Raw genomic sequence first — 9,254 nt, forward strand, 5'->3', positions numbered from 1 at the left:
ACTCACTCGTTGCTCAGTTTTGAGAGCTCAAACTCTCAAGCTTCGACGAATGTTTCATTCACACATCCGTGTGGAACCGAAATATTCATCGGGTTTCGCTTCGAAGAAGCGAATTGCACCTTGAAAACTGGATACCGAAACGAAATTGCGTTTTAGAATATTCCTTTAAGCTGATCTTGTGTAAACAAGTGAAATAAAGGTAGCTGCCTTGAGTTTCATTCACACGTAAGTGTTGAACCGAAATTCAAAGCGAATCGTATTTACCATGTAAATACTAGGTTAAGCTACAAAGAGCACACGGAGGATGCCTAGGCGCCAGGAGCCGACGAAGGACGTGGCGAACAACGATAAAGCCTCGGGGAGCTGTAAGCAAGCTTTGATCCGGGGATGTCCGAATGGGGAAACCCGGCTGTCTTCATCGACAGTCACTTTCTGCTGAATACATAGGCAGAATAGAGGCAGACCAGGGGAACTGAAACATCTAAGTACCCTGAGGAAGAGAAAACAATAGTGATTCCGTCAGTAGCGGCGAGCGAACGCGGATTAGCCCAAACCAAGGAGCTTGCTCCTTGGGGTTGTGGGACGTCTCACATGGAGTTACAAAGGAACCGGTTAGATGAAGAGGTCTGGAAAGGCCCGCCAGAGAAGGTAAAAGCCCTGTAGTTCAAAACTTGTTCTCTCCGAGACGGATCCCGAGTAGTGCGGGGCACGTGAAACCCCGTATGAATCCGGCAGGACCATCTGCCAAGGCTAAATACTCCCTGGCGACCGATAGTGAAGCAGTACCGTGAGGGAAAGGTGAAAAGCACCCCGGAAGGGGAGTGAAATAGATCCTGAAACCGTGTGCTTACAAGAAGTCAGAGCCCGATCTATGGGTGATGGCGTGCCTTTTGTAGAATGAACCGGCGAGTTACGTTCCCGTGCAAGGTTAAGGTGAAGAGCTGAAGCCGCAGCGAAAGCGAGTCTGAATAGGGCGAATGAGTACGTGGACGTAGACCCGAAACCGGGTGATCTACCCCTGTCCAGGGTGAAGGTGCGGTAACACGCACTGGAGGCCCGAACCCACGCATGTTGAAAAATGCGGGGATGAGGTGGGGGTAGCGGAGAAATTCCAATCGAACCCGGAGATAGCTGGTTCTCCCCGAAATAGCTTTAGGGCTAGCCTCGGAAAAAAGAATCGTGGAGGTAGAGCACTGATTGGGTGCGGGGCCCGCAAGGGTTACCAAGCTCAGTCAAACTCCGAATGCCATAGATTTAGTTCCGGGAGTCAGACAGTGAGTGCTAAGATCCATTGTCGAAAGGGAAACAGCCCAGACCATCAGCTAAGGTCCCCAAGTGTGTGTTAAGTGGGAAAGGATGTGGAGTTGCACAGACAACCAGGATGTTGGCTTAGAAGCAGCCACCATTGAAAGAGTGCGTAATAGCTCACTGGTCGAGTGACTCTGCGCCGAAAATGTAACGGGGCTAAACACACCACCGAAGCTATGGCTTGATGCTTGCATCAGGGGTAGGGGAGCGTTGAATGCGGGTTGAAGGTGTACCGTAAGGAGCGCTGGACTGCATTCAAGTGAGAATGCCGGTATGAGTAACGAAAAGATCTGTGAGAATCAGATCCGCCGAAAGCCTAAGGGTTCCTGAGGAAGGTTCGTCCGCTCAGGGTAAGTCGGGACCTAAGGCGAGGCCGATAGGCGTAGTCGAAGGACAACAGGTCGAAATTCCTGTACCACCGTAATCCGTTATGAGCGATGGGGTGACGCAGTAGGGTAGTGACGCGGACTGATGGATGTCCGTCTAAGCAGTGAGGCTGGTGTGTAGGCAAATCCGCACATCGTAAGGCTGGGCTGTGATGGGGAGCGAAAATTGTAGTAGCGAAGGTCATGATCTCAGACTGCCAAGAAAAGCCTCTAGCCAGGAGAAGGTGCCCGTACCGCAAACCGACACAGGTAGGCGAGAAGAGAATTCTAAGGCGCGCGGAAGAACTCTCGTTAAGGAACTCGGCAAAATGACCCCGTAACTTCGGGAGAAGGGGTGCCTCGGTAGGGTGAATAGCCCGAGGGGGCCGCAGTGAAAAGGCCCAAGCGACTGTTTAGCAAAAACACAGGTCTGTGCGAAGCCGCAAGGCGAAGTATACGGGCTGACGCCTGCCCGGTGCTGGAAGGTTAAGGGGAGTGGTAAGCCTTCGGGCGAAGCTATGAACCGAAGCCCCAGTAAACGGCGGCCGTAACTATAACGGTCCTAAGGTAGCGAAATTCCTTGTCAGGTAAATTCTGACCCGCACGAATGGCGTAACGACTTGGGCGCTGTCTCAACGAGAGATCCGGTGAAATTTTAATACCTGTGAAGATGCAGGTTACCCGCGACAAGACGGAAAGACCCCATGGAGCTTTACTGCAGCTTGATATTGAATTTGGGTACGATCTGTACAGGATAGGTGGGAGCCGTTGAATCTTGAGCGCCAGCTTGAGAGGAGGCATCCTTGGGATACCACCCTGATCGTATCTAGGTTCTAACTTGGTACCGTAATCCGGTGCGAGGACAGTGTCAGGTGGGCAGTTTGACTGGGGCGGTCGCCTCCTAAAGAGTAACGGAGGCGCCCCAAGGTTCCCTCAGAATGGTTGGAAATCATTCGAAGAGTGCAAAGGCAGAAGGGAGCTTGACTGCGAGACCTACAAGTCGAGCAGGGACGAAAGTCGGGCTTAGTGATCCGGTGGTACCGCATGGAAGGGCCATCGCTCAACGGATAAAAGCTACCCTGGGGATAACAGGCTTATCTCCCCCAAGAGTCCACATCGACGGGGAGGTTTGGCACCTCGATGTCGGCTCATCGCATCCTGGGGCTGAAGTAGGTCCCAAGGGTTGGGCTGTTCGCCCATTAAAGCGGTACGCGAGCTGGGTTCAGAACGTCGTGAGACAGTTCGGTCCCTATCTGTCGTGGGCGTAGGAAATTTGAGAGGAGCTGTCCTTAGTACGAGAGGACCGGGATGGACGTACCGCTGGTGTACCAGTTGTTCCGCCAGGAGCACCGCTGGGTAGCTATGTACGGAAGGGATAAGCGCTGAAAGCATCTAAGCGTGAAGCCCCCCTCAAGATGAGATTTCCCAATTAGTAAGACCCCTTGAAGACGACGAGGTAGATAGGTTGGGGGTGGAAGTGCAGTAATGCATGGAGCTGACCAATACTAATCGGTCGAGGGCTTATCCTAAGAATAAAACGCAAATAAGTTTCGGATCCAGTTTTCAGGGTGTAACCTTGAAAGTATGTACAAGTGACATATGATAAGCGCATGGCTATTCATTCACACGATAAGTGATGAACCGAATAACCGTACGATAGAATTTGCATAGCAAATTCATGTTTGGTGGCGATAGCGGAGGGGTTCCACACGTACCCATCCCGAACACGACCGTTAAGCCCTCCAGCGCCGATGGTACTTGGACCGCAGGGTCCTGGGAGAGTAGGACGTCGCCAAGCAAGATTAAAGAGCACAGCCTTAATGGGCTGTGCTCTTTTTGTATACCATAAGGCTTTCGCGTTTTGGAAAATATACAAGAAACCCATACATATACTCCATTCCACTAAATTAATATGATTGGGGGATAACTACAATAAAGCTTACAACACTCTGCATATCGACCGATAGTGAAGTCAAACATAATGAAATTTATAAAGCAGCAAGTCTCCAACAACAGGGAGCCTTGCTGTTTGCCGTTACTGTTTTTTGAGGGGGAAGATTAAAAGTAAGGCTATAAATTTCTAGAGAACAGGTACTTTTGAAGCGAGATAGAAACGTTTCTATTAGAGTTTGAAAAGAAAATTCATAGCTTTGGGAGAGAAAAACTCAATCCGAACTGAATTTTTTAGACGAAGAGTCAGAAAAAAATATGCAAAATATGGTCCTTTAGGACTATGAAATAACAATATTTATTACAAAATTAAAGAGTTATTAATTTTGGCTTATGTGAGCTTGATACAAATTCAATCCATTATTTAGGAGGTTAAAGAGAGTTGCGGAAAAAGGCGGAATTTGTCGGATGATATCAGGTTGAATTTGTTACATTTATGTTAATGGCATGTAAAGATAAAATTGTTGTAGGATAAGGGGTTGGAGCTTCAATGTAAATCATAATGAGTTTAGTTTTACAAAATTCGTGAAAACCAAAAATTTCGTTTTAAACTAAATTAACAGATCATGATTGACAGATAACTAATACAAAAAGTGAAATTGTTGCTTTTGAAGTTTGGAAACAAATAACATAATATGGATTTTGTTTTATTTTTATGAGCTCCATCAATTTAGCCCTTTTGTCCCATGCCAAGCGGTTTTAAAGTTTGTATATTTAAAAACAGTTAGAAAGTGTTGGAAGAAAAAAAGAGATATAAGGATTTACTGTAAAATTATGAACTGCATAGAGGATGGAGGAATTCATTTGACAACTCGATCACAATCTTGGTTCGCAAAAACAGAGGTCCAACCGACTGCGAAGCTCCAACTATTTTGCTTCCCCTACGCTGGTGGTGGCGCTTACATATTTAACTCTTGGAAGTCTAGGTTCGCGCCTGATATTAACGTGTTGCCTATACAACTTCCAGGACGTGAAAGCCGCTCAACAGAAGCTCCAATGGATACTCTTCAGGACATCGTTCAATCGTTGATTCCCGCTATGGCCCCATACATGCATAAGCCGTTCGCTTTTTTTGGGCACAGTATGGGTGCACTGATTGCATTTGAAACAGCACGACAGTTGTACAGCAAAACTGGAAAGCTACCTGTGCATATCATCATATCTGGTAAATCCGCACCACATCTTCCATACTCCAAAAAACGACTCCATGATTTAGCAGACGATTCTTTCACCGAAGAGCTTCGTTTGATGCAGGGAACACCTGAAGAGGTGCTGCAAAATGCAGAATTGATGCAAATTATTATGCCTCGTCTGCGTGCAGATTTTAAGGTATGTGAAACTTATGTTTATCAGCCGGGAAATCCACTGGTATGTCCGATGACCGTTTTAGGCGGAATGAAGGATTTTGAGGTTAGCACAGATTCACTCCATGCCTGGCAACAGCATACGACATCACCTATGGATGTTCAGATGTTCGAAGGTAATCACTTTTTCATCCATGAACAAGAACAAGAAGTTATGAGCGCAGTCGAGAACATTCTTTCTACATCCTCGCCGATGGCCCACGCGGCGGCAGCTCATACAGCTTACAACACAAGCACCCTACAACCACGATTCAGACAGAGTTGAATGTCCCACACATCACGATACACTTCGTTATTACCATCTCAGCAACAATCGACAACCAACCCACAAACAAGATGCAAATTCCAGCATAGTTCAAAATCGCATTTTATTCTGTACGGATACTCATGCATCCAAACCCAGAGTTTATCTCAACGACGTCCACAGCCAATATAAAAAGTTCGCACTGAAAAAGTGTGGGCAACGAAAAGAGGGATGCCCTTGTTTCGATCAAATTCTGCTTTTCGGAGACTCGCACGTTATGTAAGGCCGTATAATCTATGGGTTTTCATAACGGTGATCGCCTCCTTGTGTTTGGCAGCTATTGACATTATTTTGGGTAAGGCTATTGAGCAAATGGCACAGGGGACATTCTCCTCTACCCAGAACATGATCTATCTGGTTGTTGGGATGACGCTAATTGGAATGCCCTGTAAGTTTGTGATGAGGTACGCTTCAGCGCGTTTTAGTGTTAGTGCTCTGCGCGACTTGAGAGGCGATCTCGTACATAAGTTTTGCGATTTACCGGTTTCCAGCGTGGAAAGGAAATTTACCGGAGATTTGGTATCCCGTCTAACCAATAATACGGCAGTATTACAGAACTTTTTTATCCAGCAGTTTTCCAATCTGTTTTATTTACCGCTTGTGTTTACGGCATCACTCATATTGCTTTTACTGACAAGCTGGAAACTGATATTGGCAAGTCTTGCGCTCATGCCAATAGGAATGATCATAACATCACTAATGAGCAAGCCGATTGAAAAATATTCCGCAGATCTTCAGGAGAAAATTGCTCATTTGAACGCTGTGGGGCAAGATGCAATCGGAGGAATCCCTATCGTCAAGGCATTCAATATGCAAGCTGTGCTGTTGAAGAAGTATATGGTGATTATGGAGGAGGTCGTCAAGCGCGGCTTAAGGCTAGAAAAGCGCTATGCAGCCATTACTCCAGTAGGTGTGATGATGCTGGCAACACCAATTATTTTGGTCATTGTATACGGAGGATACCTGATACAACATGGAGAGCTGAATGCTGGAGGCATAGTACTTTTTTTATACCTGATTTCGTTCATATTACAGCCGATTGCCATGCTGCCGACAATCATTTCGCAAATGAAGGAAGCGGGTGGAGCCGCAAAGCATTTGTTTGAGGTGCTGGATTGGCAGAATGAACGTCAGGACGGCGAAATGACCTTGGTAGATCAGAGGCGAGAGAATAGGGCGCCTCATTTGGAAGACGATGCAGATGGGGAAGCCAACCGAATGAGTGAAGGCGGAGCAGAAAGCGATGATGGCGTTGATGGTGTTGCTGTAGTCAGCTTTGAGCATTTGACCTTTGGCTACGATGAAGGGAACACAGTGCTGAAGGATATCAGCTTCCAGGCAGGGCAAGGGGATATGGTGGCGATTGTCGGTGCCAGCGGTGGCGGTAAAAGCACGATTTTCAAGCTGCTTTGCGGATTTAATGAACCTGGAGAGCATGCCGGAACCATTCAACTATTTGGAAAGAGTTTGACAGATTGGAATTTAACAAGCCTGCGCAGTCATATTTCGATGGTATCTCAGGAGTCGTCGCTTTTTCCGGCCACCATTGCAGAAAATATCGGATATGGACGTCTGGAGGCGACTCGGGAAGAAATTGTCGAGGCGGCGAAAGCGGCACATGCGCATGATTTTATTGTTCAACTTCCCGAGGGCTATGAAACCCTGTTGAGCGAGCGGGGAGGCGGATTGTCTGGCGGTCAAAAACAGCGTATTTCTATAGCAAGAGCATTACTGAAAAATGCTCCGCTGCTTTTATTGGACGAGCCGACTTCAGCACTCGATAGTCAGTCGGAGGCTCAGGTGCAGAATGCGATGAATGCGGTAATGCAAAACCGGACGGTACTGGTCATTGCTCATCGACTGTCAACCGTACGTCAGGCGAACCGTATTATTGTACTCGATCAGGGGAGCATTGTGGAATCGGGTTCTCATGAGGAATTACTAGGTCGTGATGGTGTGTACCGAAAGCTGTATTTGAAAAATTTTGAAGAAGAACAGCATACGGCGGAAAACGGTAATTCGTTGCCTGAGGAAAGGAGTGAGCGTCGTGACCTTCAAGCAGGGGTTTTATGAATTTAAGCAGTTGATGTCCCTGATGAAGCCGCATCGAAAATGGTATTTTACCGGGCTGGTTGGCAATAGTCTGACCAATGCCAGCATCACGATTTTACTTTCTTTCGTGGTGCATTATTTGCTGAATTTTGCGGTTAATGGCGATGTACAGGAGCTATACCGAGCGGTCTATTTGGTCAGTGGTACATTTTTGGCATTAAGTCTTATTTCCCCCCTGTGCAGCTATATGTATAAACGGTGTGTAAAGCTGGCGATTGCCGATGTACGAATGAAACTATTTGGCCACATTGTCAAGCTATCGTACGAAAAAGCCGAAAAACACCATTCGGGTGATCTTGTATCCCGTATGACGAACGATGTACAGGCGCTGGAGCAGGCTTACACCGTTCATATCCGCTCGATTATACTAGAAATTTCGCTTTTCTTGGGCTCGTTGGTCATTTTGATGGTTCTGGATTGGCGATTTGGGATTATGGCGGTTTTACTTGGGCTGGCTTCAGCCTGGATAAACGCTCATTTCGCGAAGAAAATGCGAAAGACGAGTGAAGAGTTACAGGGACGGATGAGCAGGTTCACGGAACGATTGAGTGATTTGCTTTCCGGTTTGCAGACGGTGAAGTTGTTTGGGTTGAGGACAAAGGTAGGTGGACTTTGTAACGATGCAAGCGAGGACATAAACCGCATCAGCATTCGGCAGGGACGTCATATGGGCTTGCAGGATATGTGCAATTTTGTCATAGAGTTCATCACGCTGGGCGGTGTGCTTGTCGCCGGATTGATTCTGGTATCGCAGAAGCAAATGGAACTGGGGGTATTGGGACAGATTGTGCAGCTGCAAACCGGTATTTCAACGGTGTTTTTGGAGCTAGGGGCGGCTGTAACACTGTTACAAAACTCCTTGGCAGGCTTGGCGCGTATTCGCGAAATTCTGGATGAGTCGAAGGAAGAGGAGCAGTTCCCCGCGGCTAAAAAGAAGGGACCGCTGACTAGGCTTATCGATCCCGAGACGGCAGCTTTATCAGCCCGTGAATCTGGGGGATTCTATGGCGATGTTGAGACCTTGCGTACAGACCACGCCATTGAACAGACTCCGGCTGCGCTGGAGCTGCACGACATCACCTTTGGCTATCAGCCTGACCATCCAACGCTGCAAAGGTTAAACTTGGTCGTGGCAGAAGGGCAGGTAACCGCGCTTGTCGGCCCGAGTGGTGGTGGCAAAAGCACAGTCATGAAGCTGTTGCTGGGATTTTACCCACCGGACGAAGGTGTGCTGCGGGTTCGTGGTCGCTTGGCAGAAGAATTTCCGTTGGATGAGGTCAGGGATTTAATGGCCTATGTACCACAGGAGGCTACGCTGTTCCACGGTACAGTAGCGGATAATATCCGTTTTGGCTCACCGGCTGCCACGGATGAAGAAGTAGAGGCTGCGGCCAAAACAGCCTATGCCAGCGGCTTCATAGGCGAGCTGCCAGAGGGGTACGACACGATTGTCGGTGAACGCGGAGCCAATTTGTCCGGCGGTCAAAGACAGCGGATCGCAATTGCCCGTGCTTTGCTCAAAAATGCACCGATTTTGCTGTTGGATGAAGCGACCTCGGCTTTGGATGCAGAATCGGAATATGAAGTCCAGCAGGGCTTAAATGAGCTGATGAAGGATCGTACGACATTAGTTATTGCCCATCGATTGTCTACGATTGAACGGGCGGATACGATCTGTGTCCTTGCCGATGGCGAACTGAAAGAGCAGGGTACCCATGATCAGCTCCTTGCCGAGGGAGGTCATTATGCAGAGCTGTATGAGCTTCAATTTCGAAAGCATCCCGAGGAACAAACCGCATAAATATGCGAATGTCCTTTTTACCAATATCTATTTTGCGAGGAGAGAGACGG

Annotated in this window: 3 protein-coding genes and 2 rRNA genes; all 5 read left to right on the forward strand. The window is 47.7% G+C overall.

Annotated features, from left to right (window positions below):
* Nucleotides 1-277 precede the first annotated feature (277 nt).
* The 5 genes from ACUUJN_RS11800 to ACUUJN_RS11820 all read left to right on the forward strand — a co-directional run bounded on the left by ACUUJN_RS11800 (nucleotide 278) and on the right by ACUUJN_RS11820 (nucleotide 9,204).
* Nucleotides 278-3,202, forward strand: a 23S ribosomal RNA gene (locus ACUUJN_RS11800).
* A 152-nt stretch (nucleotides 3,203-3,354) separates the two neighbouring features.
* Nucleotides 3,355-3,471: ribosomal RNA gene (rrf, locus tag ACUUJN_RS11805) — 5S ribosomal RNA — on the forward strand.
* A 956-nt stretch (nucleotides 3,472-4,427) separates the two neighbouring features.
* Nucleotides 4,428-5,252 carry a thioesterase II family protein gene (locus ACUUJN_RS11810; RefSeq protein WP_028541396.1) on the forward strand — a complete coding sequence of 275 codons (825 nt, stop codon included), beginning with the start codon at nucleotides 4,428-4,430 and terminating at the stop codon, nucleotides 5,250-5,252.
* Between the two features lie 216 nt (nucleotides 5,253-5,468).
* Nucleotides 5,469-7,364, forward strand: a complete 1,896-nt coding sequence (locus tag ACUUJN_RS11815; protein WP_028541395.1) for an ABC transporter ATP-binding protein — start codon at nucleotides 5,469-5,471, stop codon at nucleotides 7,362-7,364.
* The gene (locus tag ACUUJN_RS11820) at nucleotides 7,339-9,204 is read left to right on the forward strand and encodes an ABC transporter ATP-binding protein (RefSeq protein WP_053325359.1); all 1,866 of its coding nucleotides are present in this window, start codon (nucleotides 7,339-7,341) and stop codon (nucleotides 9,202-9,204) included. The genes ACUUJN_RS11815 and ACUUJN_RS11820 overlap by 26 nt, the downstream gene beginning before the upstream one ends.
* Nucleotides 9,205-9,254 lie beyond the last annotated feature (50 nt).

The organism is Paenibacillus sp. LRG-1 (genome assembly GCF_057220305.1).